Origin of the sequence: Actinomadura luteofluorescens (assembly GCF_013409365.1) — a bacterium.
GTDB lineage: Bacteria > Actinomycetota > Actinomycetes > Streptosporangiales > Streptosporangiaceae > Spirillospora > Spirillospora luteofluorescens.
Genome location: NZ_JACCBA010000001.1, coordinates 4,748,594 through 4,775,132 on the forward strand (window position 1 = coordinate 4,748,594; position 26,539 = coordinate 4,775,132).

Here is a 26,539-nt window from a genome sequence, read left to right on the forward strand (position 1 = left end):
CACCGCCTGGGCCATGTTCGAGACGGGCTGTACTAGACCAGTGCCGTTTCGCCTGTCCCAAACCGGCCATAGTGACGAATGGGGCCAAAGGGTATGAACCCAGCATCTAGCCGGAGATCCTGAGGTAGCATGTCGACCCTTACAGCGAAGGGAGCCACGGTTGGGGGACGTGTGGTAGCTGGGCTAGCTCACCTTTCCCTGTCCAGGAGATACCGAACCGGACGCAACGACTTGCTCCATGATTTCTACATGCCTTGTCTTGGGCAAGCTACTTCCTATGACCGTGCGGTCGGTTTCTTCACGGCGGGATCGATCGCTCTAGCAGCCCAAGGTTTCGGCAGTCTAATCGAGCGACGGGGCAAGGTGCGCCTGATTGCGTGCCCACGCTTGGACCCTAGCGATCTAGAGGCAATCGAACGTGGCTACCGATTGCGAAGTGACCAAATTGCGAAGCGCCTGCTGGCAGAGCTTGAACCAGAATCGATAACCGCTCTAAATGAGTGTGCGCGCAGTCGGTTCGAATTGGTGACGTGGCTTGTCGCTCAAAACCATCTCGACTTCAAAATAGCAAACGTTACTCACTCGGCGAATCAGGGTATCTATCATGAAAAGATTGGCCTTTTTAGAGACGATTGGAGAAATGAAGTCGCATTCTCGGGGTCGAGCAATGAGTCGATCTCAGGAATCTCTCTCAATTTTGAATCCTTCAACGTCTTCAGGTCCTGGGTCTCCAAGGACATTGAACGTCTACAGGAGCATCGAGAAGATTTTGAAGATCTCTGGTCAGATCGAACACCGGGGCTGGAGGTAATTGAGCTTCCTGAAGCAGTTAAAAAGCGTCTTATCGAGCTTGCTCCCGATGAACTGCCCCGCGAAATTATTCCACATCGTAGACTGCCGCCTCATCCGGGCACAGAAGTCACGATTGGGGATGAACTTTACGGATTCCCCGTTCGCCCTTCGTCGGTGGTGCTTTACGAGCACCAGCGCGAAGCCTTGAGGGCGTGGATTGATGCTGGTTCCCAAGGCGTTCTTTCAATGGCAACAGGTACCGGAAAGACCCTGACGGCGCTCTCTGGGATGTCGGCCATGGCAGCTGCACTCAGGCAAGCGGATCGCCCGCTTTTTGTATTGATTGTTGCCCCTTATAAGATACTAGTTCGCCAATGGGCTACCCAAGCAGGAAACTTTGGCGCCGATTCTTTGTTGTGCTACGACTCCGCGTCGAAGTGGGTTGAACAGCTATCCGAGAGACTGCGTGCCATTCGACAAGGTTTCGCACCTTTTGCGCTCGCTATCACAACCACTGCCACGTTCAGCGGACCCTGGATGAAAGAGGCAATGCAGCAGGCACCTAAAGACTTTTTGGTCATCGCCGATGAGGTCCATAATCTTGGGAGCGATACTGCGCTCAAGGCCCTCCCAGATAATGCGTCAATGCGCATTGGCTTGAGTGCGACCCCGGACAGACATCTCGATCCCCAAGGCACTAAAGGAATAAAAGAATACTTCGGTGAAACGGTCTTTAATTTCTCTCTTAAGAACGCACTTTCCGGTGGCTTTCTGAGTAAATACTACTATCGTCCAGTGCTTGTCAATTTCACTCTAGAAGAAGCTGAGAAGTACGTGCTCGTATGTAGAAAGATCGCGAGGCTTCTCGGCACTAACGACCCAACCCTTGAAAATTTGCCAAACGGTCCACTTAAAACCCTCCTATTTGAACGAGCTCGTCTCATCGGGGGAGCGCAGAACAAGATCAGCGCACTCCGTACCGCTATCGCGCCCTATCGGAAGGATGCCAATAGCCTTATATATTGTAGTGATGCGAGCCTAGGTATAGATGGCTCAGCCCCTCAGCGGCAGCTCGATGCAGTCGTGCGGATGCTTGGGGGCGAGCTAGGCATGCACGTGCACTCGTATACGAGTGACGAAGATGAATCAACTCGAATTACACTCGAACAGAGATTCAAGAATAGAGATCTCCAGGCGTTGGTCGCCATCCGATGCTTGGATGAGGGAGTAGATCTGCCATCCGTCCGACGGGCCTTCATACTCGCCAGCAGTACAAATCCACGCCAGTTTATCCAGCGCAGAGGCCGAGTCCTGCGGAATGCTCCTGGTAAAGAATACGCTGAAATTTTTGATTTTGCCGTAGTCCCGCCGGAAGATTCCGATCCTTCGCTTTTTTCTCTCGAGCGTCGACTTTTTAAGCGCGAGCTGCAGAGAATGAGTGAGTTTGCTGAGCACGCGATGAATGGCCAACAAGCCTTTAGTAGTTTGCTCGATCTCCAGAAGCGTTATCACCTACTCGATATATAACCAAAGGAAGGCCGCGTGTCTGGGAACAACGAGGAAGATGACCGGGCGCTGAGCGTCGGGGAGCGTTTGAGGAATCTCGACCCGGTTACGATGGCTGCCCTGGATGAAGTCCTCCGTCTCGAGCGGAGCAAGCTTCATTTGCTCAGGCCACATGGGATTAAGCAAGACATCATTGACGTAGTTAAGAGGCTAGTAACATGAAGCTACGGAAGCTAGAACTCAAGAATTTTCGGCAGTTCCAAGGAACGACTGAGCTTGAGTTTGCGAGCGACGAGACCCATAATGTGACGCTGGTTTTCGGCGCCAACGGATCTGGTAAGACAACTTTGCTCAACTCGCTGACTTGGGTCCTTTATGGTGAGCTCAGTCGCGATTTCCTGTTCCACGACCGGCTCATTAACGAACAGACATGGGCCGAAGCCCGAGTTGGGGAGACCGTAGCTGCGGAAGTTCGACTCGTGTTCGAGCACGAAGATGCTGAATACACACTAGTACGCGGCGTCACTGCACAAAAATCAACGCTCGAAAGCAAGCAGACCTCTCCTGCCACGTCTGTCCACCTGAACGTTATCGACAGTTCGGGGAGAAGCCGAGAGATCAAAGCTCCTGACGACTTTGTCAATAGCCTACTTCCTAAGAAACTCCATCACTTCTTTTTCCTAAATGGAGAGCGCTTCGAGCACCTTCATAGCGATAACGCTTACGAGGACATTGAATCTGCGATAAAGACACTTCTCGGAATCGAGATCATTGAGCGCGCGATTCGCCATCTTCCTGAGGTGGAACGCACTCTTCGTGAAGAGCATTCGGCTATAGGTGGAGCCGATGTGCAAGCCCTCAACAGCGACATTTTCCAAGCGGAAGCTACGATCGAATCGGCCCTCAAAGCGATTGAAGGTATTGAAAAGGAGCAGGAAGCGCGCGACGAACGTATCGAGGCCATCGACGGCCGCCTTCGCGAACTGGACGCGACCAAGGAGCTTCAAAGGCGACGCGATTCCGCCGAAGTGGCTCGGAAGAAGGCCGTTTCTGATATCGAGCGCGCGAGGGACCACCTAGCGTCCGAGATTGCTGACCTGGGTTTTATGGCCTTCATTCGGCCTCTTGTTTCACGAACGCTTGGTGTTTATGAGGATCTACGGGTTAAGGGAGAGGTTCCTCGAAGGATCAAGTCGCAGTTTATCGATGACCTTCTAGATGCCGGCAAGTGTATATGTGGTACTGATCTATCCACAGACGGACCCTGCAGGGAGTCGGTACTTCAATGGAAGGATCGTGCAGGGCTACCTGGAGTCGATGAAAGCTGGTTGGATCTCTGCGCGCGAGTGAAGGCAATGCCAGGAGACATTGAACGGCTAGCTGGACGGCTCGATAGTCTTGACGAATTGATCATACGCGCGCGCGTGGCAAGGGATCAGGCGGACGAGGAGCTGTCCGCTGTCTCCGCCAAACTGGAGAGCGTTGGCGAGGAGGACATCGCTGAGCTGGAAAGTAAGCGGCGTAAGTTGGTGCACGAGAAGAAGCAGTGGGACGAGCAGATTGGAGTTCACCGCAAGGAGATCTCTGCTTCTGAGGAGACCATTGCGGCCCGCAAGAAGGCTCTCGAAAAAGCGGCTGCAGATAACAAGAAGGCGGCTGTCGCGAAGCGGCGCGTTGATGTGGTCGAGGCGGTGCTAGAACTTCTGGTGGATTTGAGAACCCTGCGGGTAGAGGAAGTACGTAGGGAACTCGACGCTAGGATCAGAGATACCTTCGAGGGTATCATCTATCAAGATTACACAACGACACTTACGGAACATTTTAAACTTGTCCTACAGAAGACTGTTGACGGCCGACGTATTCCCGTCGCCCGGAGCACCGGACAAGGTCAGATTCTCGTTCTCGCCTTTGTTGGGGCGCTTGCCGCAATGGCCCGTGAGCGGGCTGTAACCAAACCAAAATCGCCCACACAGATGCTCAACCTTCCCTCTGGAGGGATCTTTCCATTCGTTAGTGATGCCGTTTTTGGAACTCTGGAGGATACCTACCGAAAGGAAATCGCTTCAGTACTTCCGCGCCTCGCCCCTCAAGTCGTCATATTCGTTAGCAAGGCTCAAGGGCTCGGGGTCGTCGAGAATGAGCTGCGTCCGAGGGTTGGGCACGAGTATATTATTCAAACACAGACTCCTAAGCAGTCTGCGAAGCCAGAAAGAATTGATCTCGGAGGACGGTCTTTCTCTTTCGTGGACGTGCGGCCGGGTGAATCCGAACTTTCCAAGCTTGTTGCTGTGAGGGGTGACGACGATGAGTGATGAATCTGGCTATGCGGTTAAAGCTGGCGTCCGCGATGTCCGAGCACCAGCTGAGCGGCTTGAGCTAATAGAACGTCTGACTGAGCACGACCGACCCTTTCCATCAATGAGGGATGTGCTGGTCTTTGCTGCAGCTGTGGGATGGTCTCAGGGTCGAAGTGAATCATTCGAGAAAAGCATAAGAGACAGAATCCGTTGGAGTACAATGACGAATCGGACCGGTACAGAGGACCTGATTAACATGATCGCCGTGGCGGAGACGAGTGATGCCAATATTCTGTCTCCAGATCGTTTCGGCGAACGTATACGGATCTTTGAAGAGTATGCCAACGGCGGGCTTATCTTTATTGAGAATTTGATTGCCAGCCAGCCTCATCGTGATCTCATAACTCTACTTGCAGAGCTGGTCAGAACTGGGCTCGATGAGGGCTCAGAGGATGACCTCGATTCGTACCTTCCGGATGAGGTTTCCCGTTTGGCGAAAGAACTCCTTTAGTGATTTCGGTCAACGCGGTTCCCCCGGTGATTAGCTGTCACGCTGACAGCAGCTGACTCAAATGCGTACGGGCAGTCCGCTCCAACTTGAATGTGCAGCCCACAGGCTGGTTGTGATCGACAAGTGCGGGCTGTGAATGAATGGTGATCCTGCTAGATGAGGCTGCCAATCAATCCCAGCCTTGTCCGCACACGAGCTTCACGTGCTGTTTCCTGTGCCGGCCTCGATCTGCCGCGTCCGATCCTGACGTTCGAAACGAGGGTTGGTGCGCGATCATCAAGACGGATCGGCCCGCGGGTGCGGGTGCTGAGCCTCAAGGTCAAACGTCGTAGCGCTGGTGCACCTGGCCCGCAAGAGCACCTTCGCGATCCTGGCGGCCGTGTTCGGGATTGTTGCGGTGACCGGTCAGCGTTACGTCACCGAGGTTATCTTGCTGTTGGCGGACCGGAATCGTAGAAGCGATATGGATTCCCAGCGCGAACGCCTTTGTGATCCTCCAGGGCAGCTCCGCACCGGACGGGACGCTGCGGTGGGTGTCGGGACTGCTGGGCGGCTCGTCCACGACCTGACCACAGTCCGGATCCGGGGCGTCATCCGGGCACTGGCGGCCACGGGGCTGCTCATGCTGGCCGATAAGGACCACCAGGGGCCGAGGCGCAGGCGGGCGAGACTTTCAGTCACGTCGCCAAGCTGCTTGTAGCGGGCTCGACCATCTGCACCCGCACACGATCCACTCGGCGCAGGACTACTTCAGCGGGGCGTTTAAGCGTCGCAGTGCGTCGCCCTGCATGAAGACTCCCGGCGTAAGGCCTTCTCCGTGCCGTACTTTGCCGCTGACACTCCGCTCCACTAGGTCGGCCCGGTCGTGACTTGTACCGATAGATCGGACTGCTGCTCGGTCGACCGGACAGGATGGAGGTGGTTCGGCCCTCGCGAGCCAGTCTCCGCAAGTCTCTTTATGAACGCGGCGGTGATAGTCGGCAACGCTGGAACGGAACAGGCCGCAGCGTAAACCGGCTCGTTCGACCTCGCGCGCGGTGACAGGCAGGATCTCCCTCATCGCGATGTAGAGACCGCCGGGCGTTCTGTCTGTACCCTGACTTAGCATGGGAATGTGGGTGCGGCTAGCACCCGTTCCCGGAGGAGACCGGCCCGCAGTCAAGTACAGACCGGCCCCCTCCAGCGCGTCCAGCGGTGGGACCCCTCGAGGTAAGCGGCCCCGGGGGGATCCTTCCGACGGGCGGGCCGTTAGACCCAGATCGCCAAGACGATCATCACCAGAATCGTGAGGAACTGGAGGGCCACCCCGGCCACCTGGAGGGCGGTGGGGCTGGGACTCCAGCCACGCCATTGCCAGCGATGCCGCCTAGGACGACGCCACATCGGGACGCGGCGCTCGTGTTCTGGCGCGCCGTTGTCACCGCCGGAGCCCTCGGGTGACGTTTCCGACATCCGACCGACTCCTTCAACGGACCTTGACGATGGTCGGGGGTCGACCATGGCCCGCCTCGATCGACCCCCGCGGGAGATCGACCGATCATTGACTCAACGCACCAGGCACTCGCGTTCTCTAAGAGTAGAGGTCGCCACGGACAACTTTGTGGACTTCGTCGGCCTGGTCCTCCGCGATGACTTCCTGCCCAGTTCAACACGCTCTGGGACAGGCCCCACATCGGTAGGAATCTGAGACGGCGTTGACTAAAACCGACAGTGGATCGTCCCAGTCAGTGAGGGGCTGTCGGCTCCTGCGTTCAGGAGTCGCCGCCTGAGTTTCGGGCAGGCCAATGAGGATCTCCTTGGCCTGTTGGGCGACAGACCTCGTGGTACAGCGTAGGTTCAGGGCTAGCTTGTTGTCTTCGGTCAGCTGGGCGCCACCGCGCTTCGGCGCAGCTCGGCCAACAGGGCCCGGATCGAGGTCCCCGGTGACCAGCCAATCGGAGTGCCGCCGCCTCAAGAAATCGACCACCGTCGGGCAGACGACGGCGCGCACAGCCCACTGGCAGGGGACTTCACCGGTGCATCCACTTCAGCAAACGCTGGCCTTCTGTTGGAGGCTCTGGACGGACCCTTGCTGAGGCTGTTACATCTGCCGAGCCGGTGTTGGGCAGCTCGCTTTCAGCGTTTCGCGTGTGCGGCGGAGGCTCGGATTTTGAACGATGTAGGGACGAGGCGACTGTCTGTCGGTCCTGGTGGGGGACGGACGGTGTCCGTGGGTGGTGGTGGAGTTCGCGGACGAATGACGGACAAAAGATCTTGAGGCCGGTCTCCTATGGGGAGAACCGGCCTCTGACCTGCACCTTTGTGTCGGGGTGGCGGGATTTGAACCCACGACCTCTTCGTCCCGAACGAAGCGCGCTGCCAAGCTGCGCTACACCCCGGTGGTGGCTGCCCGGGAGTCGTACGTGCCTCCCGGCGCCTAGACCACTTTAGCGGATGCTGGGGAGTGGTGCGTCCCTGATTTTCGGGCTGTGAAGGCGGTCACTGCGCCGGAGGCGGTGAGGGTGATGTTCGTCAGGGGGGCCGTCTCCAGCCAGGTTCGGAGGTCGGTTCTGGTGCCTGGGTTGCCGAAGGCGCCCTGGCGGCGGAACAGGTTGATCAAGGGGTCTCGGCCGGCGGCCCTGACGAGGGTTGTGCCTTGGAGGGTGCCGCCTGGGCGTAGGACTCGGGTCAGTTCGTGGAGGGCTGACGGTGGGTCTTCCAGGCAGTGCAGGCCGTTGTAGGTGAGGCAGGCGTCGAAGGTGTCGGTGGGGAAGGGGAGGTTGTAGATATCCGCCTGGACGAGGGTTGTCGTCTTGCGGCGGGCCCTCTTGAGCATGGTTCGGGAGAGGTCGGCTGCTACGTGGCGGGGGTTGTCACGTATGGCCAGGCCGCCGCCGCAGGGGATGTCCAGGGTTAGGGCCGCGGGGTCCTGGGCGGCGATGAGTTCGTGCAGGTGGGTGATGTCGTAGTGCCAGAGGACGCGGGCTCCCAGGCGGGAGAGGGCGCGGTTCTGGACGGCGAAGTCGTACAGGGTGGCTAGGAGCGGGGGCGGTCTTCCAGCTCACTGTCGGGGGACAAGGGTGAGCAGGGAGGCCTCGGGCGGGCAGCAGAAGCGCATGGGGGCCTTCGGGGACGTGCCCAGGCCCGCGGAGACGTGGAGCCAGGAGCCGCGGTGCTTGTGGAGGCCCTTCACGCGGGGGCGGTCGAGGCCGCAGTTGGTGGCGAGGGCGCCGTAGAAGGGGACGCAGACCTGGCCGCCGTGGGTGTGGCCGGCGAGGAGGAGGTCGTAGCCGTCGGCGGTGAAGCGGTCGAGGTTGCGGGGTTCCGGGGAGTGCATGATGCCGAGGTGGACGTCGGCCTGCGGGTCGACGGGGCCGGCGATCTTGTCGTAGCGGTCTCGGTTGATGTGGGAGTCGTCGATGCCGCCGAACTCGACGTCCAGTTCGCCGACCTTGAGGCGGCCGATGCGGTTGTTGAGGTCGAGCCAGCCGGCGGCCTGGAGGGACGAGCCGAGCTCGCGGTAGGGGAGATCGGGCTCGCGGCGGCGGCGGCCGTAGTCGGACTTGCTCGTGCGCCAGATGTAGCGGAGCGGGTTCTTCAGGACCGGGGAGTACAGGTCGTTGGAGCCGTAGACGAAGACGCCGGGGCGGTCGAGGAGGGGGCCGAGGGCGTCGAGGAAGGGGCCGATCGCGTCGCGGTGGGAGAGGGAGTCGCCGGTGTTGACGACGAGGTCCGGTTCCAGGGCGTCGAGCGAGCGCACCCAGTGGATCAGGCGTGACCGGCCGGGCGTGAGGTGCGCGTCGGAGATGTGCAGGATCTTCACCGGGGGGCGGCCGGGCGGCAGCACGGGTACGTCGAAGCGGCGGAGGCGGAACCAGTTCCGCTCGATCAACGAGGCGTACCCGAAGGTCGCGGCGCCAGCGCCCAGCACTCCCAGCGGCACGGCGTGGATCTTTCGCACGGCTCTCCCTTCTCAGGGTTCCATGCTTTCAGACATGGGCGCCGCTCGGTAATCCTGATGAGGCGGAAGGTCGCGGACGGGCATGATGTTGGGCATGACCCTGAAGGAGAAGCTGGAGACCGATCTGTCGTCCGCGATGAAGGCGCGCGACGAGTTGCGGACGCGCACGCTGCGCATGGCGCTCACGGCGGTGAAGAACGAGGAGGTCGCCGGCAAGCAGTCGCGGACGCTTTCCGACGACGACGTCGTGAAGGTGCTCACGCGGGAGGCGAAGAAGCGGCGGGAGGCCGCGACGGCGTTCGGTGACGCGGGGCGCGAGGAGCAGGCGAAGGCGGAGCGGGACGAGGGCGAGGTGCTGGAGGGGTACCTGCCCGCGCAGCTGTCCGACGAGGAGCTGACGGCGCTGGTGGCGGACGCGATCGCCGAGACGGGCGCGTCGGGGCCCCGCGCGATGGGGCAGGTCATGAAGTCGGTGAATCCGAAGGTGGCCGGGCGCGCGGAGGGCGGGCGCGTCGCGGCGGAGGTGAAGCGGCAGCTCGCGGAATGAGAAAGGGCCCGGCGCGTGCCGGGCCCTTTCGCGTCAGTCGCCGGGGGGCGGCCCGCCGTGCTTCTTGCCGCCGCTCACGTAGAGGATGATCGTCGTGCCGGGCGGGACGGAGGTGCCCGCGTCGGGTGAGGCCGACACGACCGTGCCCTTCGGCTGGTCGGAGTCGACGGAGCCGGACGCGACCTGGACCTTCAGGTCGGCGCCCTTGAGCTTGGCGGTGGCGGCGGCGACCGTGAGGCCCTTCACCTGCGGGACGTTCGTGGTGTCGCCGAAGTCGCGGGTCGGGGTCTGGAAGCCGGGCGCGGGCTTGCCCGCCAGGGCGCTGCGCATGGACTGCTGCCACATGCCGCCGGGGATGTCCGCGCCGTAGACGCCGTAGACCTTGTACTGCCAGGGGCCGCGGAAGTCCCAGTAGGCGGTGGCGGCGGCGAGGTTCGGGGTGAACCCGGCGAACACGGCGCAGGTGAACTCTTCACAGGTTCCGGTCTTGCCGGCGGCGGGACGTCCGATGCTGCGTCCGGCCGCGGTGCCCTTGGTGAGGACGCCCTGCAGGATCGAGTTCACCTTGTCGGCGACGTCCTGGTCGAGGGCCTGGTGGCAGTCCTGCTTGGGGAGCTTGAGCTTCTTGCCCTCGGGGTCGACGACCTCGGTGACCGAGAGGGGGGCGCAGTACTTGCCGCGGGCGGCGAAGCCGGCGTAGGCGGCGGCGAGGTGCACCATGTCGATGTCGTTGACGCCGAGGACCTGCGAGGCGATCGGCATCAGGGGGTCGCCGGTGGCCTGCTTCATCCCGAACTTCTCGGCCATCTTGACGGCGTTGCAGACGCCGACGCGCTTCTCCAGGACGGCGTAGAAGGTGTTGACCGAGTGCCAGGTGCCGGTCTTCAGGTTGAAGTTGCCCTTCTCGCTGTCACCCGCGTTCGACAGCGTCCAGGGGCCGCCGCCGACCATGGCGTTCTTCACCTTCTTGCCGTCGAACGTCCCGGTGTAGCGGCACGGCTGGAACCCGCTGACCGTGGTGGTCTGCGGCGAGTTGATGGTCGTGCTGACCGGGATGCCCTGGTCGATGGCGGCGGCGAGGGTGAAGACCTTGAAGGTGGAGCCCGCCGAGACGCCGCTTCCGCCGCCGTGCGCGGAGTCGGCCGGGAGGTTGATGGTCGTGCGGCCCTTGCCGGCGCCGTACCGCTTGCTCAGTCCGATGGCCCGGACCTTGCCGGTGCCGGGCTCGACCATCGCCTCGGCGCCGACGCGGTTGCCGCCGGGGGCGACGGTTCCGCGCAGGGCCCTGTCGACGGCGCGCTGGTCGTCCATGTCGAGGGTGGTGCGGATGGTGTAGCCGCCGCGGTTCAGCTTGTTGACGACGGTCTGCTGCTGCTTCGGCTTGAGCTGCCAGTACTTGCCGTCCGACAGGATGTTGAGCATGTCGTACTTCACGTACTCGCAGAAGTACGGCGCCTTGCTGGTCTCGCAGCCGCCGACCGGGTCGGTGCGGTTCAGCTGGATCGGCTTGGCGGCCTCCGCGTCGGCCTGCGCCTTGGTGATGTGGCGGAGCTGCGCCATCCGGTAGAGGACGACGTCGCGGCGCTTGCGGGCGTCCTTGGGGTTGCGGATGGGGTCGAAGGCGGTGGGGTTCTGGGTGATGCCGGCGAGGAGGGCGGCCTGGCCGAGCTCCAGTTTGGACGCGGGGATGCTGAAGTACCGCTTGGACGCGGCCTGGACGCCGTAGGCGCCGGCGCTGAAGTAGGCGACGTTCATGTAGCCCTCAAGGATCTGGTCCTTGGTGAGGCGCTGCTCGACGTCGAGCGCGTAGCGGAGCTCGCGCAGCTTGCGCCCGACCGTGGGCGCGGTGACCTCGCGGTACTCCTCCTCGGACTTGGCGCTGTCGACCAGGAGGTTCTTGACGTACTGCTGGGTGAGGGTCGAGCCGCCCTGCGTCTGCTCGGACTCGACGTTGGACGCCATCGCGCGGATGGTGCCCTTGAGGTCGAGCGCGCCGTGCTCGTAGAAGCGCGAGTCCTCGATGTCGATCATCGCCTGCCGCATGATGGGGGCGACCTGGTCGAGCCGGACGGACTCGCGGTACTTGTCGAAGAACGTGGCGACCTGCTTGCCGTTGCCGTCGTACATCACCGTCTTCTCGGACGGCGGTGTCGTCTTGAGCTGGCTGTCCATGTCCTCGAAGTTGTTGGCGGCGTCGCGGGCGGTGAGCCCGGCGCTGCCTACGGCGGGCAACGCGATGAGCGCGACGATGAGGCCCGCCACCACCCCGGCACCTAGCAACCTGAACAGCGTGGACGCGGCCTGGGCCCGATCGTTCTTCGCAACGCGCACGGGGTCTAGGGTACGCGGGACGAGCAGTGCATTAGGGACAGGTCCCCCAGGGTTCGTGCTTTCCGGACCGGCTGATCAGGATCTTCGTCCGTTATGCCCTCATCGTGACAACCTGCGCGGTGTCTGGCGCGTCAACTACAGGTAACTAGTCCGTTCCGGCGGTATGGCCCCGGTGGGCTATATCGAGAATGGGCCCAACGGGGGCTGTTGAAACGTCCCTCGCTTCCGTAAGTTCTTCCCCACGGCTTTCGTTTGGCGGCCTGACGTCCGCGCCCGTCCGGCCAAGGAGCGCAAATCGACACAGACCCTAGGGGAGTGGGGCCAAGATGTGGATCACGGATTGGACCGCCCGCGCCGCCTGCCGTAACGCGGATCCGGACGCTCTGTTCGTGCAGGGTGCGGCGCAGAACCGAGCCAAGCTCATCTGCCGCGGCTGCCCGGTGCGCACGGAGTGTCTCGCCGACGCTCTCGACAACCGGATCGAGTTCGGTGTGTGGGGCGGGATGACCGAGCGGGAGCGCCGAGCCCTGCTGCGGCGGCGGCCGGATGTGCGCTCGTGGCGCGACCTTCTGGAGACCGCGAAGGAAGAGTACGAGCGGTCGGCGGAGGTCGACGAGGAAGAACTCGTCGCCAGCTAGTTCGACGGGCCCCCGGGGCCCGTCCGGCAGCGGTCCAAGGACCGGCACGGTCCAAATAAAGCGTGGCCGGTAGGCCCGTACCACCTTTTGGGTACGGGCCTATCGCCACGCCATAAATGTCTGTTCTCGCTGATCAGAGTGCGGAACGGCCGGACGCCCGGCCGGGCGTCAGGCGGCGGTGGGGGACGCGGCGGGCGCGGCCAGGTCCTCGCCCACCTGGCGCAGGCCGTCGAGGTCGTGGACGTCCTCCGCCTGCGCCGGGACGGCCGTGACCGGCACGGTCGGGTGCGTCGACGCGAAGTGGTCGCGGAGGCGCTCCTCGCGGGCGGCCAGTTGCAGGCGGTCGGTGTGCAGGCGCAGCAGGGCCGCGGTCAGCGTGTGCTCGCCGCGCTCCTCCAGCGTCTCGGCGGCGGCCTGGCTGCGGGCCGCCGACAGCGTGTCCGCGGCCGACTCGTGGACGCGGTTGACCACGAGTCCGGCGAGCGGCATCCGCTCCTCGGCGAGGCGCTCGACGAAGTAGGACGCCTCGCGCAGGGCGTCGGGCTCGGGCGCGGCGACGACGAGGAACGCGGTGCCCGGGGTCTGCAGGAGCTTGAACGTCTTCTCGGCGCGCTCCCGGAACCCGCCGAACATCGTGTCGAAGGCGGCGACGAACGTCTGCACGTCGCGCAGCAGCTGGACGCCGAGGACCTTGTTGATGACGCCGGTGAACACGCCGAACCCGGCGCTGATCACCTTGACGCCGAAGCGGCCGCCGGTCTTGGCCGGGGCGGCGAGGAGCTTCATGAAGCGGCCGTCGAGGAAGCGGCCCATCCGCTCGGGGGCGTCGAGGAAGTCCAGCGCGTTCCGGGACGGCGGGGTGTCGACGATGATCAGGTCCCAGGCGCCGGAGCGGTGCAGCTGCCCGAGCTTCTCCATCGCCATGTACTCCTGCGTCCCCGACAGGCTGGACGACAGCGACTGGTAGAAGGGGTTGGCGAGGATCTGCTTGGCCCGGTCGGGGTCGGCGTGCGCCTCGACGATCTCGTCGAAGGTCCGCTTCATGTCGAGCATCATGGCGTGCAGCTCGCCGTCGCCGTCGATCTCGATCCGGCGCGGGTTGTTGTCGAGCTCCGACAGGCCCATCGACTGCGCGAGGCGGCGCGCCGGGTCGACGGTGAGGACGACGACGTCGCGTCCCCGCTCGGCGGCGCGGACGCCGAGCGCGGCGGCCGTGGTGGTCTTGCCGACGCCGCCCGACCCGCAGCACACGATGATCTTCGTGCGGGGGTCGTCGAGCAGCCCGTCGACGTCGAGCACCGGTGGGGTCTTGCTGGTCTGGCTCATCGGTTCACCTCTGCCGGTCGGTCCTCGCCCGCACGGGGGGTCAGCCTCACCCAGGAGACGCCGCGGTGGGGGGTGGGGGCGGGCGCGGTCATGCCGCGCCCTGGTCGCGGAGGGCGGCGGCCAGGTCGTAGAGGCCCGCCAGGTCCATGCCGTCGGAGAGCAGGGGGAGGGTGTAGCGGGGCCGGTCGACGGAGTCCAGGCGCTCCTTCTCGCGGCGCTGGAGGGCGGTGCGGCGGGCGTGGTCGGCGGCCTCCTCGGCGAGGACGGCGGCGATCGACTCGGCGTCGTGCTCCAGGCCGGCGGCCTTCACGCCGCGGACGATCTCGTCGGTGTCCAGGGACCCGGCGGCGGCCACGGCGAGGTCGTCCTCGGAGAGGACGGGCTGGTGCTCCATGTTGACGATCACGCCGCCGACGGGGAGCCCGGCAGCGGTGAGGTCGCGGATGCCGTCCATCGTCTCCTGGACGGGCATCTCCTCCAGGAGCGTGACGAAGTGCACGGCGGTCTCGGGGCTGCGGACGACCTTCATCACGGTGTCGGCGTGGTTGCGGACGGGGCCGACCTTGGCGAGGCCGGAGACCTCGTCGTTGACGTTCAGGAACTTCGTGATGCGGCCGGTGGGCGGGGCGTCCATCACGACGGCGTCGTAGATGAACGAGCCGTCCTTCTTCTTGCGGCGCACCGACTCGGACGTCTTGCCGGTGAGGATGACGTCGCGCAGGCCGGGGGCGATGGTGGTGACGAAGTCGACGATGCCGAGCTTGGTCATCGCCTTTCCGGCGCGCTTGAGGTTGTAGAACATCTCGAGGTACTCGATGAGCGCCTCTTCGGTGTCGATGGCGAGCGCGTGGACGTCCCCGCCGTCCGGGGCGACGGCGACGCGGCGCTCCTCGTAGGGCAGCGGCGGGCAGTCGAAGAGCTGGGCGATGCCCTGGCGTCCCTCGACCTCGACGAGCAGGACCTTGCGGCCGCCGGCGGCCAGGGCAAGGGCGAGGGCGGCGGCGACGGTCGTCTTGCCCGTGCCGCCCTTGCCGGTGACCACATGGAGGCGTACGCCGTCCCAGTCGGTGTCTCTCGCGCTCACCCGATCGACCATATCGTTCACTCGTCAAACACTTGAGGGGGCGGTCGCCCTCATGCAAGTGATCCCTGACACGGTTCCCCCGCCCGGACGCTGTCATTCGGCCTGCCCGCGCGGTTAGCTTGAAAACGTGAGCCGTGCTATGGACGGTTCCGTCCGGGCCCTGAGCGGTCCGGACGCCCGCCGGAGCTCCGGGGGCGCCTCCCGGGGCCCGGGCCCTCATGCGAAAGAGGTGCCGTGATGGAAGCGGTGGCCCTGATCATCCTGCTCGTCATCGTGGTCGTCGGCCTGATCGTCCTGTCGTCGTCGATCCGGGTCGTGCAGCAGTTCGAGCACGGGATCGTGTTCCGGTTCGGGCAGGTACAGCGGAACGGGCAGCTGCGGCCCGGCGCGGTGCGAGCGCCGGGCCTGACGGTGATCGTCCCGATCGCCGAGCGCATGCAGAAGGTCAGCCGGCAGACGATCACGATGGGGGTGCCCGGCCAGGACGGGATCACCCAGGACAACGTGAGCGTCCGTGTCGACGCCGTCGTCTACTTCCGGGTGATCGACCCGGTGAAGGCGATCGTGAACGTGCACAACTACGGGTACGCGGTCTCGCAGGTGGCGCAGACGTCGCTGCGGTCGGTGATCGGGCAGGCCGACATGCAGGAGCTGCTCGGCGAGCGCGAGAAGATCAACATGCGGCTGCGGGCGATCATCGACGAGATCACCGAGGGGCCGTGGGGCATCCTGATCGAGCGTGTCGAGATCAAGGACGTCTCGCTGCCGGAGGGCATGAAGCGGTCGATGGCCCGGCAGGCGGAGGCGGAGCGGGAGCGCCGCGCCCGCATCATCACCGCGGACGGCGAGTTCCAGGCGTCCAAGCGCCTCGCCGCCGCCGCGGAGATCATGTCGCAGGACCCGGCGGCCCTCCAGCTGCGCCTGCTGCAGACGGTCGTGGAGGTCTCGGCCGAGAAGAACAGCACGCTGGTCATGCCGCTGCCGGTGGAGATCCTGCGCTTCTTCGAGCGCGCCGCGGGCGGTGCGGCCGGACGGTCCGAGGACGGCGGCGAGAGCAAGCCCGACCTCGGCGAGCGGCTCGCCAAGGCGGAGGAGGAGCTGGCCAAGGCGGCCGAGCAGTCGTCGTCGCTGGAGTCGGCCGAGGAGGTCCCGCCGGTCATCGGGCTGGACGAACCCAAGCGCCGCGGGTCCGAGGTGTCCGCTCCGCGGGAGGAGCAGCGGCGCGGCATCGGTGGCGGCGCGCAGGAGACCCCGGAGGAGCAGCCGCCCCGCTGACCCGGGGCCTCACCCGGCCTGCGGCTGAGGTGAGGCGGTCGCGGCGTCCGGCGCGGCTTCGGGCATGGTCAGGCGCCGGACGCCCGGCACCGCCGCCGTGCCCAGGCAGGCGGCACCGACGAGGACGGCCGCCGTCCACAGCGGGACGGAGGGGCCCCATACCGAGGCGGCCCACGGCGCGAGCGCGTAGCCGAGGGGCGCCGCGGCCAGCGACAGCAGCCAGTCGTAGGACGTCACCCGGGCCAGCGCCTGCGGCGGGATGGTCAGCTGCACGACGGTCTCCCAGGTGGGGTTGAGGATGCCGAGGCCGGTGAGCGCCAGCCCGTACGCCGCGACGAGCAGCGGCGCGGGCGCGGCGACCGCGAACAGGGCGAGGGGCAGCGCCAGCGCGGCCAGGCCCGCGTTCGCGACGAGGACGGGACGGCGCGGCCGGACGCGGGCGGCCAGCAGCGCCCCCGCGACGAGCCCGGCCGCGCCCACCTGGACGGTCGCGATCCAGACGCCCTCGCCGCCGAGCCGCTCGACCGCGAGGGCGGGGCCGAGGGTGAGCAGGACGGCGGAGGCGCCGTTCCAGACGCCGTGCGCGATGAGGCTCGTCCAGTACCAGTCGCGCGAACGGACCTCCGACCAGCCTTCCGCCAGGTCGGCCCGCAGTGAGCGCCTCGGGATCGGGACGTGCCGGACGCGTACCAGGGCGAGGAGCGCCGCGCTCGCGGCGAACGACGCCGAGTCCAGCAGGAACGTCCAGCCGGGGCCGGCGGTCAGCACGAAGGTGCCGGCGAGGGCGGGCCCGGCGAGGCGGGTGGCGCCGTTGGCGAGGCCCATCAGGGAGTTGGCCTTCTGGAGCCCGGACGGCTCGACGGTCCCGGCGATCAGGGGCGAGATGGTCGGCGCCTGGAAGGCCGAGGCCGCGCCGCCGATCACCTGGGCGGCGGCGAGGTGCCCCAGCCGCGGCTCGCCGCCCAGCAGCTCCAGCGCCGCGAACAGCTGCGCGGCCGCGGCGGCGAGGTCGGTCGTGAGGGCGACTCCGCGCGCGTCGAGGCGGTCGGCGAGCACGCCTCCGAGGGGCAGCAGGAGCAGGCGCGGCACCATGGCGCAGCCGAGCACGAGGGCGAGCGCCGACGTGGAACCCGTCGCCCGCAGGACGGCGAGCGCCAGCGCGGCGGGGACGGCGGCGTCGCCGGTCAGGGACAGGACGCGGGCGGCGGCCAGCAGCCGGAAGTCCCGGCCGCGCAGGGGGTGGGTCATGGTCGGACAATGTAGTTCGGTAGCGAACTAATCGCTAACGAATTATTCGCCGATGAATCACCGGGAGGGCTACGATTCCGGCATGGGCGCGAGGGACCGGGTCGACGAGCATGTGGAGCGGTGGGCGCCGATCGTGCCCGACCTCGACCCCGACACCGAGGGCGCCGTGACCCGGATGATCTTCTTCGTCAAGCACATCCGGCGGATGAAGGAGGAGCTCCTCGCCGCCTCCGGCCTGCAGCGGCACGAGTTCGACACGCTGCACGCGCTCGCCGGCCGGCACGGCACCGCCGCCCCCTCCCGGCTCGCCGCCGACCTCGCCATGCCGCCGAACTCGATCACCGGGCGGCTGGACGCGCTGGAGCGCCGCGGCTTCGTCCGCCGGTCCCCCTCGGCCACCGACCGCCGCCGCGTCGTCGTCGAGCTCACCCCCGCCGGTCGCTCCGCCTGGCGCGACGCGATGGACGGCCTCGGCGTCGAGGAGGCCCGCCTGCTCGGCGCCCTCGACCCCGCCGAGCGCCGCACCCTCTCCGACCTGCTCCGCCGCATCATGCTCCGCGCCGAGCAGCCCCCTAGTCCGCCAGAGGGCCCTACGGGGTGAGGGTCAGGCGGCCGCGTAGGCCGCCTGTTTCTAGGCGCTTGTGGGCTTTGGTCGCCTCGGCCAGGGGGTGGGTGTCGGCGACGCGGGGGGTGAGGTGGCCTTCGTCCGTGAGCGCGGTGAGCATGGCCAGCTGGGCGGCGTCCGCGCGTATCCACACGTTGTGGACGGCGATCCTGCGCAGCGGAAGTGGGGTGGCCGGGCCGCCGTTCACCGCCGCGAACGCCCCGCCGCTGCGGACGGCGTCGAGGGCCGCGACCGAGAGGAGGGCGGCGTCGAGGGCACCGTCCACACCACCAGGGACGATCGCCCTGACGGCGTCTCCCAGGTGCGCGCCGCGCGGAACGAACATCTCCGCGCCGAATCCGCGCACCAGGGCCTCGTCGGACGCGGAGGCCGTCGCGACGACGCGCAGGCCGCGGTGGGCGGCCAGTTCCACGGCGTAGCCGCCGACGGCGCCCGCCGCTCCCGTGACGAGCAACGTGGCTCCCGAGGGCAGATCGAGGAGGTCGAGGGCCTGCAAGGCGGTCAGCCCGTTCAGCGGGATCGTCGCCGCCCCGGTCGCCGGGACGGACCGCGGCGCGGGCGCGACGGCGTCCGCGTCCAGGACGATCGCGTCCGCGTAGGCGCCCAGCGGCACGTCGAGCCGGTCCTTCAGGCCGATGACCTCGTCGCCGGCGGCGATGCGGGTCACGCCCTCCCCGACCGCGTCGACGGTGCCGGCGACGTCCCAGCCGATGCCGACCGCGGGCCGCGAGCCGAACGGCGGCATCAGCCCCGCATCGGCCAGCGCCCCAGAACGGGTCGCGGCGTCGACCGGGTTGACCGCCGCGGCCGCCACCCGGATCCGCACCTGGCCGGGCCCTGGGACGGGCACCGGGACATCGGTGAGCTCCAGCGCGTCGGGCCCGCCGGGTGTCCTCACGATGATCGCGCGCATGGCAGAGAACTCCCTGGAAGAAGTGGGTTCAGGTGCGGGACGACCCCCGCACCGGACACTTTCGCCGGAACAGCCGCGGGCCGGAAGAAGTTACTTCGAGGTGCGTTCGGTACCCGGAGGTGATCCCGCGGCATGGCCACGATGACGGCGGCGGAGCGTCGCGAGCAGGACAAGGCGGCGTTCGACGCCTATATGGACGGATGCCCCACCCATCAGCTGATGGGGATCATCGGCAACAAGTGGAGCATGCTGCTCCTCTCGGACCTGGCGCACGGCACACGCAGGTACGCCGAGATCGGCAGGGCGCTCCCAGGCGTCAGCGCGAAGATGCTCACGCAGACGCTTCGCTCCCTGGAGCGGGACGGTTTCGTGGCGCGAAGCGTGACACCGTCCGTCCCCGTCCAGGTCGAGTACACCCTGACGCTGCTGGGCGAACGGATCGTGCCGCTGCTCACCTCCATCCAGGAATGGGCGGGCCGCCACATCGAGGAGATCCACGCGGCGCGCGAGCGGTACGGCGAGGGGGCCGGTCAGGAGGTCGGGGCGGACTGCCGATCGCTAGGGTGAGGGCCATGAAGAAGTGGGAGTACGCGACCGTTCCGCTGCTGGTGCACGCGACCAAGCAGATCCTCGACAACTGGGGCCAGGACGGGTGGGAGCTCGTCACCGTCCTGCCGGGGCCGAACCCCGAGAACCTCGTCGCCTACTTCAAGCGCGAAGTCGAGTAGCGGCGACCGCCGGAACAGCCCCGTCGTAACGGACCTCAACGAGGAGGAATGGGCTTTGAGCACGCCTGAAGAGCGGATCCGCGAGCTCGGCATCGAGCTGCCGGAGGTCGTCCCGCCGGTCGCGTCCTACGTGCCGACGGCGCGGACGGGGTCGCTCGTCTACACCGCCGGCCAGATCCCCCTGGTCAAGGGAGAGCTGGGCGCCACCGGGAAGGTGGGCGCGGAGGTCAGCGCCGAGGAGGCGGCCCGGCAGGCGCGGATCTGCGCGCTGAACGCGATCGCGGCGCTGAAGGCGGAGGTCGGCGAGCTGTCGCGGATCGTGCGGATCGTGAAGGTCGTCGGTTTCGTCGCCAGCGCTCCGGACTTCCACGGCCAGCCCCAGGTGATCAACGGGGCGAGCGACCTGCTGGCCGAGGTGTTCGGGGACGCGGGAAGGCACGCGCGCAGCGCCGTCGGCGTCGCCGTCCTGCCCCGGGACGTCCCGGTCGAGGTGGAGCTGATCGCCGAGGTGGCGTGAGGCGCCGGGCTTGACGGAACGCCATTCGGTATGTCCGAATGGCTCGCCATGGGGAACACCAACGGACTCAAGCTGCCCGAATCGTTCCGGGGGCAGGTCGAGGACATCCTGGAAGGCCGGACCGAGCCGGTGGCCGCCAAGCACGCGGCGACGGTGGTCGTGCTGCGCGACCACGACGAGCACGGGTTGCAGGCGTTCATGCTGCGCCGCGTCCGGTCGATGGCGTTCGCGCCCGGCGCCTACGTGTTCCCCGGCGGCTCGGTCGACCCGCGCGACGGGGAGGCGGCGCTGGCGTGGTCCGGGCCGTCCCCCGCCGAGTGGGGCAAGGCGTTCGGCGCCGACGAGACGCTGGCCCGCGAGCTGGTCTGCGCGGCGGTCCGGGAGACGTTCGAGGAGACGCTCGTGCTGCTCGCCGGCCCGACCGGGGAGACGGTCGTGGACGACACGCGCGGCGACGACTGGGAGGCCGACCGGCAGGCGCTGCTGGACCGCTCCCAGTCGTTCGGGGGGTTCCTCGACCGGCGCGGTCTCGTGCTGCGCTCGGACCTGCTGCGCCCGTGGGCGCACTGGATCACCCCCAAGATCGAACGTAAGCGCTACGACACCCGGTTCTTCGTCGCCGCGATGCCGGCGGGGCAGCGGGCCAGGGACGTCAGCACCGAGGCCGACCAGGTGGCCTGGGTGAGCCCGGCGGAGGCGGCCGAGCGGGCCGCGCGCGGCGAGTGGATGATGCTGCCGCCGACGATCGCGACGCTCGCCGAGCTCGCCGAGTTCGCGACGGTGGCCGACGTGCTGGCCGCGCGGCGCGAGATCGTCGTGCACGAGCCGGTCGCGGAGATCATCGACGGCGACGCCTACCTCGTCCTGCCCGAGGGCGTCGCGCGGCACTACCCGCAGGGCTGACGGACGTGCGCCGCCGGGTGCCGCTCAGCCAGGCCGTCCTGTGGCGGCTGGCGGGCACCTCCGCGCTCCGGCGGCTGGAGCGTCTCGGCTGGAACCCCGCCCGTCACCCCGATCGCGCCTCGGGCAGGATAGGGGACATGACGGAGATCGACGGGATGGGTACCGAGCGGGCGACCTGTGTGCTCGCCCCGAACCCGTCCGCCATGACCCTGGACGGCACCAACACCTGGATCATCGCCGAGCCCGGTGCCGCCGAGGCCGTCGTCGTCGACCCCGGGCCGAAGGACGGCGAGCACCTGCGGCGCGTCCTGGAGACGGTGGAGGCGCAGGGGCGGCGGGTCGGTCTCGTCCTGCTCACGCACGGGCACCCGGACCACTCCGCGGGCGCCGGGAAGTTCGCGAGGATGGCGGGCGGCGGGGTCGCGGTGCGGGCGCTGGACCCCCGGCACCGGCTCGGCGCCGAGGGCCTCGCGGAGGGCGACGTCGTCACCACGGGCGGCCTGGAGCTGCGGATCATGGAGACGCCGGGGCACAGCGACGACTCGCTGACGTTCTGGCTTCCGGCCGACGGCGCCGTCCTCACCGGCGACACCGTCCTCGGGTACGGGACGACCGTGCTGGAGGGGAGGCTCGGCGACTACCTCGGCTCGCTCGACCGGCTCCGCCGGTTCTCCGCCGACCGGGGCGCCGCGACGATCCTCCCCGGTCACGGGCCCAAGCTGGACGACCCCATCGCCGTCCTCGACCACTACATCGACCACCGCCGCGAGCGCCTCGCCCAGGTCGAGGCCGCGGTCGCCGCGGGCGCCCGCACCGCCCGGGAGGTCGTCGAGCGCGTCTACGCCGACGTGGACAAGGCCCTGTGGCCCGCGGCCGAGTGGTCGGTCCAGTCCCAGCTCGACTACCTCGCCGAGCGCGGGACCGGCTGACTCCCCCTACTTCGAGCGCTTGCGGAGCCGCTCGATGTCGAGGATCACCACGGCGCGGGCCTCGATGCGCAGCCAGTTGCGCTGGGCGAAGTCGGCGAGGGCCTTGTTGACCGTCTCGCGGGACGCGCCGACGAGCTGCGCCAGCTCCTCCTGGGTGAGGTCGTGGTGGACGTGCAGGCCCGCCTCCGACGGCTGGCCGAAGCGCTCCGCGAGGTCGAGCAGCGCCTTGGCGACGCGTCCGGGCACGTCGGTGAAGACCAGGTCGGCCATCACGTCGTTGGTCTTGCGGAGCCGCTGCGCGAGGGCGCGGAGCAGCTGCACGGCGACCTCGGGGTGGCCGGTGAGCCAGGGCCGCAGGTCGTCGTGGCCGAGCCCGGCGAGGCGGCACTCGGTGACCGCGATGGCGCTGGCGGTGCGGGGGCGCGGGTCGAACAGCGACAGCTCGCCGAACATCTCGCTCGGGCCGAGCACGCTCAGCAGGTTCTCGCGCCCGTCCGGCGCCGTGCGGGTCAGCTTGATCTTTCCTTCGAGGACGACGTAGAGCCGGTCCCCGGTCTCGCCCTCGTTGAACAGCGTCTGTCCGCGGGCGAGACGCACCTCGGTCACGTTGGCGCGCAGCGCCTTGGCACCCTGCTCGTCGAGAGCCTCGAAGAGCGGGGCTCTGCTCAGAACGTCCACGTCGCGATCGGTCACGCTATTCCTCCTCGAACACCTACTTGCCTAGTGTGACGTACGTCCCACCGCGTACGTGAAGGCAGGGTCACGGCGCGCCGAAACGCGGGACCAGGGGTGATCCGTCCCGGGGGGCGGCCGCGGTCCCGTTCGCCCAGTGTACGGACCGCCGGGTGAATGCCGTCACACCGGTCTCATCGCCCGTTACGGGATGGCCCGGGCAGGGTAGCGCCCGTGCCCTAACCTGAGCGGATGCAGAGGTCCGAGCCCGAGCCCACCCCGCGCCGCCTCCCCAGGGGGCGCCACGCGCTGTCGCGCGCGGAGGTCGAGCGGGTGCACCGCGACCGCCTGTGCGGCGCCATGGCCCAGGCGATGGCGGAGAAGGGGTTCGTCGGGACGTCGGTGGAGGACGTCCTGAAACGGGCCAGGGTGTCACGGCAGAGCTTCTACGCGCTGTTCACGTCCAAGCTCGACTGCTTCATGGCCGCCTTCGACCAGGCGGGCCTGCTGCTGTACCTCCAGCTGGAGGAGGCGATGCAGGGCGAGGGCGACGCCCCCGGGCAGGGGCCGGCGCAGGGCGAGGGCGACGCGGGCGAACGGTTCGAGCGCGTCATGACCGCCTACCTGGAGGCGCTGGCGGCCGAACCGGCGTACGCGCGGCTGTTCCTGGTGGAGGTGTTCGCGGCGGGCCCGGAGGCGGTCCGGCGGCGGACGCGCGTCCAGCGCGATCTCGCGGCGAGCCTCGCCGACCTCATGGGCGTGACGGGCGACGCCGGCCGGTTCGCGTGCGAGGTGATCGTGGCGGCGGTGAGCTCGATGGTGACTCCGGCCATCGCGGCGGGCGACATGGAGGCGCTGCGCGCGATCAGGGCCCCGGTCATCGAGCACGTGCGGCTCCTGCTGCGCTCGGGGGTCATGGACGGCTGATCGTGACCAGCGTGGTCGTGGTGCCGCGTGCGGGCGGCATTGTGAAGGTGAGCCGCCCGGACGGGCCGGCGGCGGTTCTGAAGGCCGTGCGCGTCCTCCCGCGCGTTACAGCGATGACGACGCGTGTGCCGGGACGGTAGGACGCGGGGGTCGTGACGGTGGCGGTACCGGCGGCGCGCAGGGCGAACCCGGTGGCGGAGGCGTCCGTCAGCGCGCTGAACCGCCGCGCCTTCGACGGCTTGAGCGAGACCGTCCAGCCCCACTGCGTCCAGGCCGGGTCGGCCGACAGGTAGGAGACCTTCGCGGGCGGGCGCGGCGGGGCGGCGAAGGTCCGCATCAGCGGGCCGATGTGCCGCCGCAGGTCGCGGGCCCAGTACGGGAACGTGTGGGTGCCGAGCACGTAGTCGTCGTAGTGGCTGGGGATCTCCAGCGCGTCCAGCCGCCGGTGGAAGCTGACGGTGGAGGCGTGCGTGAGGGCCTCGATGCCCATCGCGGCCGGGTCGGGGACGGGCGGGTCGAGCGGGCCCGGGACGCCGGTGGCGGTGTGGAGCGCGAGCCGCATCCCGCGCAGGTTGGGCGCGAGGGTCGCCGGGTCGTGGCCGCGCCAGTTGATCGCGTTCCCGAGCCGGGAACCGAAGATCGCGTCGGGGTGCACGCCGTCGCCGGCGGCCGCGACGTAGGACACGACGCCGGTCGCGCCGACGGAGACGATCGGGTCGTGAGCGATGTCGGGCGCGCCTGAGAACGAGGCGGCGGACACGAAGAGCTCGGGATGGCGGGCGGCGTAGCTCATCGCCCCGAAGCCGCCCTGCGACAGACCCGCGATGGCCCGGCCCTCCCGCCCTGGAACGGTGCGCAGGTTCCGGTCGATCCAGGGGATGAGCTGGTTGACGTGGAAGGTCTCCCACCTGGAGGGCCCGAGCCGGGTGCGCGGGTCGGCCCAGTCGGTGTACCAGCCGCCGCCGTTGCCGTCGAAGCCCCCGTCCGGCATGACGGTGATCAGCGGCCGTCCGGCGGTGGTCCGCTCGGCGTCGCCGCGGTCGACCCAGTCGGAGGCGCGCCCGGACGTCCCGTGGAACAGGTACAGGACGGGGAACCGGGCGCGGGGACCGCGGTCGTAGCCGGTCGGCAGCAGGACGCGCACGTCGACGGCCCGCCCCAGTGCGGCCGTGCTGACGCGCAGCGCGTACTGGCGGTCGTCGACGCGCCGCACGTTCACGACGTGGACGCCGCCGGCGTCGGTGAAGCGGACCGCCCGTCCGGCCGGCCCGCCGGCCGCGTGGGCCGGGGCGGCGAGTCCCGCGGAGGTCGTGGCGAGGGTCAGGGTGATCGCGAGGGCTCGGGTGCGCATGGGGGACTCCTCGGACGTGCCGGTCAGCGGCCTCCGGCGGGGCGGCGGGGCCGGTCGGGCTGGACGCGCAGCGTCGTGATCACGGTCGCGAGCATCGCGTAGTGGGCGGCGAGCATGGTCAGCTCGACGCACTCGGCCTCGGTGAGGTGGGTGCGCAGCCGCGTCCAGGTCTCGTCGTCCAGGTCCTGCTCGGCGTGGAGGCGGTCGGCGGCGGTGAGGATCGCGCGCTCGCGCGGCGTCCACCCGCCGGCGTCCGGGCCGGCCTTGAGGCGTTCCACGTCCGGCTCGCGCACGCCCGCGCGGCGCGCGAGCCGGACGTGGTGGCCGAACTCGTAGCGGCAGTCGCGCAGGTGGGCGACGCGCAGGATCACCAGTTCGGTGTCGCGGCGCGGCAGGGTGCCGCCGGGCATGAGGTGTCCGGCGAACCACAGCCAGCCGCGGAACAGCCCGCGGCGCCGCGCCAGGGTCAGGAACAGGTTCGGCGGCCCGGTCCCGGCGGCCCGGCCCGCGGCGCGGCAGGCGAGCCAGTTGACCACCCCCACCTCGCGGATCCCGCCGGGAGTGGCGCGGGGCGCCGTCACCGCTCGGGATCCGGCTGCGGCGTGGTCAGTTCGACCGGCTCGTTCCTGGCGACCTCCAGGATGTCGCGCAGCCCGCGCTGGACGGCGCGGTCGGCGACCGGCTGCACGGCCATCCGGGCCGGCAGGACGGCGCCCACCCACCAGGGGGCGACGATCCGCCGGGACCGGCGGGCGATCCCGCGTTCGAGCGCGCCGATCCCCACCTCCAGCGGCGTGACGCCGAAGATCATGCTGCTCCGGGGGGTCGCCTCCATCATGGCGGACGCGGCCTCGGTGCCGAATCCGCGGCGCGTCATGTCGGTGTCGAGCTCGGCGAAGTACGCGACGCCGGCCTTGGCGCCCCACGGGCGCAGTTCGGCCCGCAGCGTGTTGCCCAGCGCCTCCACCGCGGCCTTGGACGCGCTGTAGGCGCCCAGGAGGGGCGCGTTGACGGCCGCGGCCAGGGAGGACACGGCCAGAGCGTAACCGCGCTCATGGCTGACGTGGGGCCCGGCAGCGCGAAGCGTGTTGTAGACGCCCAGCACGTTGACCCGCAGGCTCTGCTCCATGACGGACGGGTCGCCGCCAAGGACCGGCATCTGCGCGGCCACGCCGGCGTTGGCGACGACCACGTCCAGGCCGCCCAGCTCCTGGACGGCGCTGCCGACGACGTCCTCGACCGTGCCGCGGTCGGTGACGTCGCACGTCCACCAGGGCGCCGTTCCGCAGGCGGCGGCGACGTCCGAGAGGAGTTCGGGCTCCAGCCCGGCGAGCGCCACGCGCGCGCCGCGTTCGTGCAGCCGGGCGGCGAGCGCCGCACCGATGCCCCGAGCGGCGCCGGTGATCAGCACGCGCCGTCCGGCGAGGGTCGCCGTCCACCGGGAGGAGTCCAGTTTCATGCGGTGACCCTAACATTGGG

The 26,539-nt window shown here is 67.8% G+C and carries 25 protein-coding genes and 1 tRNA gene; 13 read left to right on the forward strand and 13 right to left on the reverse strand.

Annotation, left to right across the window (positions count from 1 at the left end):
- Positions 1 to 387 precede the first annotated feature (387 nt).
- From BJY14_RS22095 to BJY14_RS22110, 3 genes are all read left to right on the forward strand, one after another.
- Positions 388 to 2,319, forward strand: coding sequence for a DEAD/DEAH box helicase family protein (locus BJY14_RS22095; RefSeq protein WP_218905549.1), 1,932 nt, complete (start codon positions 388 to 390; stop codon positions 2,317 to 2,319).
- A 197-nt stretch (positions 2,320 to 2,516) separates the two neighbouring features.
- On the forward strand, positions 2,517 to 4,610 hold the full coding sequence (locus tag BJY14_RS22105; RefSeq protein WP_179845373.1) for an AAA family ATPase: 2,094 nt from the start codon (positions 2,517 to 2,519) through the stop codon (positions 4,608 to 4,610).
- On the forward strand, positions 4,603 to 5,106 hold the full coding sequence (locus BJY14_RS22110) for a DNA phosphorothioation-associated protein 4 (protein WP_179845374.1): 504 nt from the start codon (positions 4,603 to 4,605) through the stop codon (positions 5,104 to 5,106). Before BJY14_RS22105 ends, BJY14_RS22110 begins: the two co-directional genes overlap by 8 nt.
- Positions 5,107 to 5,425: 319 nt before the next feature.
- On the opposite strand, the gene BJY14_RS22115 is transcribed toward BJY14_RS22110, so the two are convergent.
- The 4 genes from BJY14_RS22115 to BJY14_RS22130 all read right to left on the reverse strand — a co-directional run bounded on the left by BJY14_RS22115 (position 5,426) and on the right by BJY14_RS22130 (position 9,046).
- On the reverse strand, positions 5,426 to 5,668 hold the full coding sequence (locus tag BJY14_RS22115; RefSeq protein WP_179845375.1) for a hypothetical protein: 243 nt from the start codon (positions 5,666 to 5,668) through the stop codon (positions 5,426 to 5,428).
- A gap of 1,742 nt (positions 5,669 to 7,410) precedes the next feature.
- A tRNA-Pro gene (locus tag BJY14_RS22120) sits at positions 7,411 to 7,484 on the reverse strand.
- Positions 7,485 to 7,522: 38 nt separating this feature from the next.
- Positions 7,523 to 8,116, reverse strand: coding sequence for a class I SAM-dependent methyltransferase (locus BJY14_RS47780; protein WP_179849544.1), 594 nt, complete (start codon positions 8,114 to 8,116; stop codon positions 7,523 to 7,525).
- A gap of 30 nt (positions 8,117 to 8,146) precedes the next feature.
- Complete coding sequence (locus tag BJY14_RS22130; protein WP_179845376.1) at positions 8,147 to 9,046, reverse strand: metallophosphoesterase; 900 nt, start codon at positions 9,044 to 9,046, stop codon at positions 8,147 to 8,149.
- Between the two features lie 94 nt (positions 9,047 to 9,140).
- Here BJY14_RS22130 and BJY14_RS22135 point away from each other — a divergent pair, with 94 nt between their 5' ends.
- The gene (locus BJY14_RS22135; protein ID WP_179845377.1) at positions 9,141 to 9,593 is read left to right on the forward strand and encodes a GatB/YqeY domain-containing protein; all 453 of its coding nucleotides are present in this window, start codon (positions 9,141 to 9,143) and stop codon (positions 9,591 to 9,593) included.
- 33 nt (positions 9,594 to 9,626) lie between these two features.
- Here the strand turns inward: BJY14_RS22135 and BJY14_RS22140 are convergent, their stop codons facing one another.
- Positions 9,627 to 11,924, reverse strand: coding sequence for a penicillin-binding protein (locus BJY14_RS22140; RefSeq protein WP_179845378.1), 2,298 nt, complete (start codon positions 11,922 to 11,924; stop codon positions 9,627 to 9,629).
- A 326-nt stretch (positions 11,925 to 12,250) separates the two neighbouring features.
- On the opposite strand from BJY14_RS22140, the gene BJY14_RS22145 reads away from it, so the two are divergent.
- A complete protein-coding gene (locus tag BJY14_RS22145) occupies positions 12,251 to 12,562 on the forward strand; it encodes a WhiB family transcriptional regulator (protein WP_141579858.1) in 312 nt (103 codons plus the stop codon).
- Between the two features lie 168 nt (positions 12,563 to 12,730).
- Here BJY14_RS22145 and bagB read toward each other — a convergent pair whose 3' ends face one another.
- Together bagB and bagA are read right to left on the reverse strand one after the other, a co-directional pair.
- Positions 12,731 to 13,888, reverse strand: a complete 1,158-nt coding sequence (gene bagB / locus BJY14_RS22150) for an ATPase BagB (protein WP_179845379.1) — start codon at positions 13,886 to 13,888, stop codon at positions 12,731 to 12,733.
- Positions 13,889 to 13,976: 88 nt separating this feature from the next.
- Entirely contained in the window at positions 13,977 to 14,972 is a 996-nt protein-coding gene (gene bagA / locus BJY14_RS22155; RefSeq protein ID WP_258941956.1) for an ATPase BagA, read from the reverse strand.
- A 237-nt stretch (positions 14,973 to 15,209) separates the two neighbouring features.
- On the opposite strand from bagA, the gene BJY14_RS22160 reads away from it, so the two are divergent.
- Positions 15,210 to 16,247 carry a slipin family protein gene (locus tag BJY14_RS22160; protein ID WP_179845380.1) on the forward strand — a complete coding sequence of 346 codons (1,038 nt, stop codon included), beginning with the start codon at positions 15,210 to 15,212 and terminating at the stop codon, positions 16,245 to 16,247.
- 9 nt (positions 16,248 to 16,256) lie between these two features.
- Here BJY14_RS22160 and BJY14_RS22165 read toward each other — a convergent pair whose 3' ends face one another.
- Positions 16,257 to 17,495 carry an MFS transporter gene (locus BJY14_RS22165; protein WP_179845381.1) on the reverse strand — a complete coding sequence of 413 codons (1,239 nt, stop codon included), beginning with the start codon at positions 17,493 to 17,495 and terminating at the stop codon, positions 16,257 to 16,259.
- Between the two features lie 82 nt (positions 17,496 to 17,577).
- Between BJY14_RS22165 and BJY14_RS22170 the strand changes: the two genes are divergently transcribed.
- The gene (locus BJY14_RS22170) at positions 17,578 to 18,096 is read left to right on the forward strand and encodes a MarR family winged helix-turn-helix transcriptional regulator (protein WP_179845382.1); all 519 of its coding nucleotides are present in this window, start codon (positions 17,578 to 17,580) and stop codon (positions 18,094 to 18,096) included.
- On the opposite strand, the gene BJY14_RS22175 is transcribed toward BJY14_RS22170, so the two are convergent.
- Positions 18,086 to 19,033: an NADP-dependent oxidoreductase gene (locus tag BJY14_RS22175; protein ID WP_179845383.1), complete on the reverse strand. Its 948-nt coding sequence runs from the start codon at positions 19,031 to 19,033 to the stop codon at positions 18,086 to 18,088. The two genes, BJY14_RS22170 and BJY14_RS22175, sit on opposite strands and share 11 nt — an antisense overlap.
- A gap of 132 nt (positions 19,034 to 19,165) precedes the next feature.
- Between BJY14_RS22175 and BJY14_RS22180 the strand changes: the two genes are divergently transcribed.
- The 5 genes from BJY14_RS22180 to BJY14_RS22200 all read left to right on the forward strand — a co-directional run bounded on the left by BJY14_RS22180 (position 19,166) and on the right by BJY14_RS22200 (position 22,110).
- Positions 19,166 to 19,600 (forward strand): winged helix-turn-helix transcriptional regulator, encoded by a 435-nt coding sequence (locus tag BJY14_RS22180; protein ID WP_179845384.1) that lies wholly within the window; start codon positions 19,166 to 19,168, stop codon positions 19,598 to 19,600.
- A gap of 5 nt (positions 19,601 to 19,605) precedes the next feature.
- Positions 19,606 to 19,761 carry a Sp36 family protein gene (gene sp36 / locus BJY14_RS22185; RefSeq protein ID WP_089310660.1) on the forward strand — a complete coding sequence of 52 codons (156 nt, stop codon included), beginning with the start codon at positions 19,606 to 19,608 and terminating at the stop codon, positions 19,759 to 19,761.
- Between the two features lie 55 nt (positions 19,762 to 19,816).
- On the forward strand, positions 19,817 to 20,278 hold the full coding sequence (locus tag BJY14_RS22190) for a RidA family protein (protein WP_179838204.1): 462 nt from the start codon (positions 19,817 to 19,819) through the stop codon (positions 20,276 to 20,278).
- Positions 20,279 to 20,308: 30 nt separating this feature from the next.
- Complete coding sequence (locus tag BJY14_RS22195; RefSeq protein WP_376770012.1) at positions 20,309 to 21,181, forward strand: NUDIX hydrolase; 873 nt, start codon at positions 20,309 to 20,311, stop codon at positions 21,179 to 21,181.
- A 137-nt stretch (positions 21,182 to 21,318) separates the two neighbouring features.
- Positions 21,319 to 22,110 carry an MBL fold metallo-hydrolase gene (locus tag BJY14_RS22200; RefSeq protein WP_179845385.1) on the forward strand — a complete coding sequence of 264 codons (792 nt, stop codon included), beginning with the start codon at positions 21,319 to 21,321 and terminating at the stop codon, positions 22,108 to 22,110.
- Between the two features lie 6 nt (positions 22,111 to 22,116).
- Here BJY14_RS22200 and BJY14_RS22205 read toward each other — a convergent pair whose 3' ends face one another.
- Entirely contained in the window at positions 22,117 to 22,803 is a 687-nt protein-coding gene (locus BJY14_RS22205; protein ID WP_067483689.1) for a Crp/Fnr family transcriptional regulator, read from the reverse strand.
- A gap of 231 nt (positions 22,804 to 23,034) precedes the next feature.
- Here BJY14_RS22205 and BJY14_RS22210 point away from each other — a divergent pair, with 231 nt between their 5' ends.
- Complete coding sequence (locus tag BJY14_RS22210; RefSeq protein WP_246396035.1) at positions 23,035 to 23,709, forward strand: TetR/AcrR family transcriptional regulator; 675 nt, start codon at positions 23,035 to 23,037, stop codon at positions 23,707 to 23,709.
- Here BJY14_RS22210 and BJY14_RS22215 read toward each other — a convergent pair.
- From BJY14_RS22215 to BJY14_RS22225, 3 genes are read right to left on the reverse strand one after another with little or no spacing between them, the layout of a single operon-like run.
- Positions 23,696 to 25,060: an alpha/beta hydrolase gene (locus tag BJY14_RS22215; protein WP_179845386.1), complete on the reverse strand. Its 1,365-nt coding sequence runs from the start codon at positions 25,058 to 25,060 to the stop codon at positions 23,696 to 23,698. The genes BJY14_RS22210 and BJY14_RS22215 overlap by 14 nt on opposite strands.
- A gap of 23 nt (positions 25,061 to 25,083) precedes the next feature.
- Positions 25,084 to 25,641, reverse strand: a complete 558-nt coding sequence (locus BJY14_RS22220) for a carboxymuconolactone decarboxylase family protein (protein ID WP_179845387.1) — start codon at positions 25,639 to 25,641, stop codon at positions 25,084 to 25,086.
- A complete protein-coding gene (locus tag BJY14_RS22225; protein WP_179845388.1) occupies positions 25,638 to 26,519 on the reverse strand; it encodes an SDR family NAD(P)-dependent oxidoreductase in 882 nt (293 codons plus the stop codon). Before BJY14_RS22225 ends, BJY14_RS22220 begins: the two co-directional genes overlap by 4 nt.
- Between the last annotated feature and the right edge of the window lie 20 nt (positions 26,520 to 26,539).

What these genes read in the sequence shown, in the direction of transcription:
- BJY14_RS22215 (WP_179845386.1), bottom strand. Translation starts at nt 25,060, where the DNA reads ATGCGCACCCGAGCCCTCGCGATCACCCTGACCCTCGCCACGACCTCC.
- BJY14_RS22160 (WP_179845380.1), top strand. Translation starts at nt 15,210, where the DNA reads ATGGAAGCGGTGGCCCTGATCATCCTGCTCGTCATCGTGGTCGTCGGC.
- sp36 (WP_089310660.1), top strand. Translation starts at nt 19,606, where the DNA reads ATGAAGAAGTGGGAGTACGCGACCGTTCCGCTGCTGGTGCACGCGACC.
- BJY14_RS22210 (WP_246396035.1), top strand. Translation starts at nt 23,035, where the DNA reads ATGCAGAGGTCCGAGCCCGAGCCCACCCCGCGCCGCCTCCCCAGGGGG.
- BJY14_RS22145 (WP_141579858.1), top strand. Translation starts at nt 12,251, where the DNA reads ATGTGGATCACGGATTGGACCGCCCGCGCCGCCTGCCGTAACGCGGAT.
- BJY14_RS22135 (WP_179845377.1), top strand. Translation starts at nt 9,141, where the DNA reads ATGACCCTGAAGGAGAAGCTGGAGACCGATCTGTCGTCCGCGATGAAG.
- BJY14_RS22195 (WP_376770012.1), top strand. Translation starts at nt 20,309, where the DNA reads ATGTCCGAATGGCTCGCCATGGGGAACACCAACGGACTCAAGCTGCCC.
- BJY14_RS22110 (WP_179845374.1), top strand. Translation starts at nt 4,603, where the DNA reads ATGAGTGATGAATCTGGCTATGCGGTTAAAGCTGGCGTCCGCGATGTC.
- BJY14_RS22165 (WP_179845381.1), bottom strand. Translation starts at nt 17,495, where the DNA reads ATGACCCACCCCCTGCGCGGCCGGGACTTCCGGCTGCTGGCCGCCGCC.
- BJY14_RS22200 (WP_179845385.1), top strand. Translation starts at nt 21,319, where the DNA reads ATGACGGAGATCGACGGGATGGGTACCGAGCGGGCGACCTGTGTGCTC.
- bagB (WP_179845379.1), bottom strand. Translation starts at nt 13,888, where the DNA reads ATGAGCCAGACCAGCAAGACCCCACCGGTGCTCGACGTCGACGGGCTG.
- BJY14_RS22180 (WP_179845384.1), top strand. Translation starts at nt 19,166, where the DNA reads ATGGCCACGATGACGGCGGCGGAGCGTCGCGAGCAGGACAAGGCGGCG.
- BJY14_RS22170 (WP_179845382.1), top strand. Translation starts at nt 17,578, where the DNA reads ATGGGCGCGAGGGACCGGGTCGACGAGCATGTGGAGCGGTGGGCGCCG.
- BJY14_RS22105 (WP_179845373.1), top strand. Translation starts at nt 2,517, where the DNA reads ATGAAGCTACGGAAGCTAGAACTCAAGAATTTTCGGCAGTTCCAAGGA.
- BJY14_RS22175 (WP_179845383.1), bottom strand. Translation starts at nt 19,033, where the DNA reads ATGCGCGCGATCATCGTGAGGACACCCGGCGGGCCCGACGCGCTGGAG.
- BJY14_RS22225 (WP_179845388.1), bottom strand. Translation starts at nt 26,519, where the DNA reads ATGAAACTGGACTCCTCCCGGTGGACGGCGACCCTCGCCGGACGGCGC.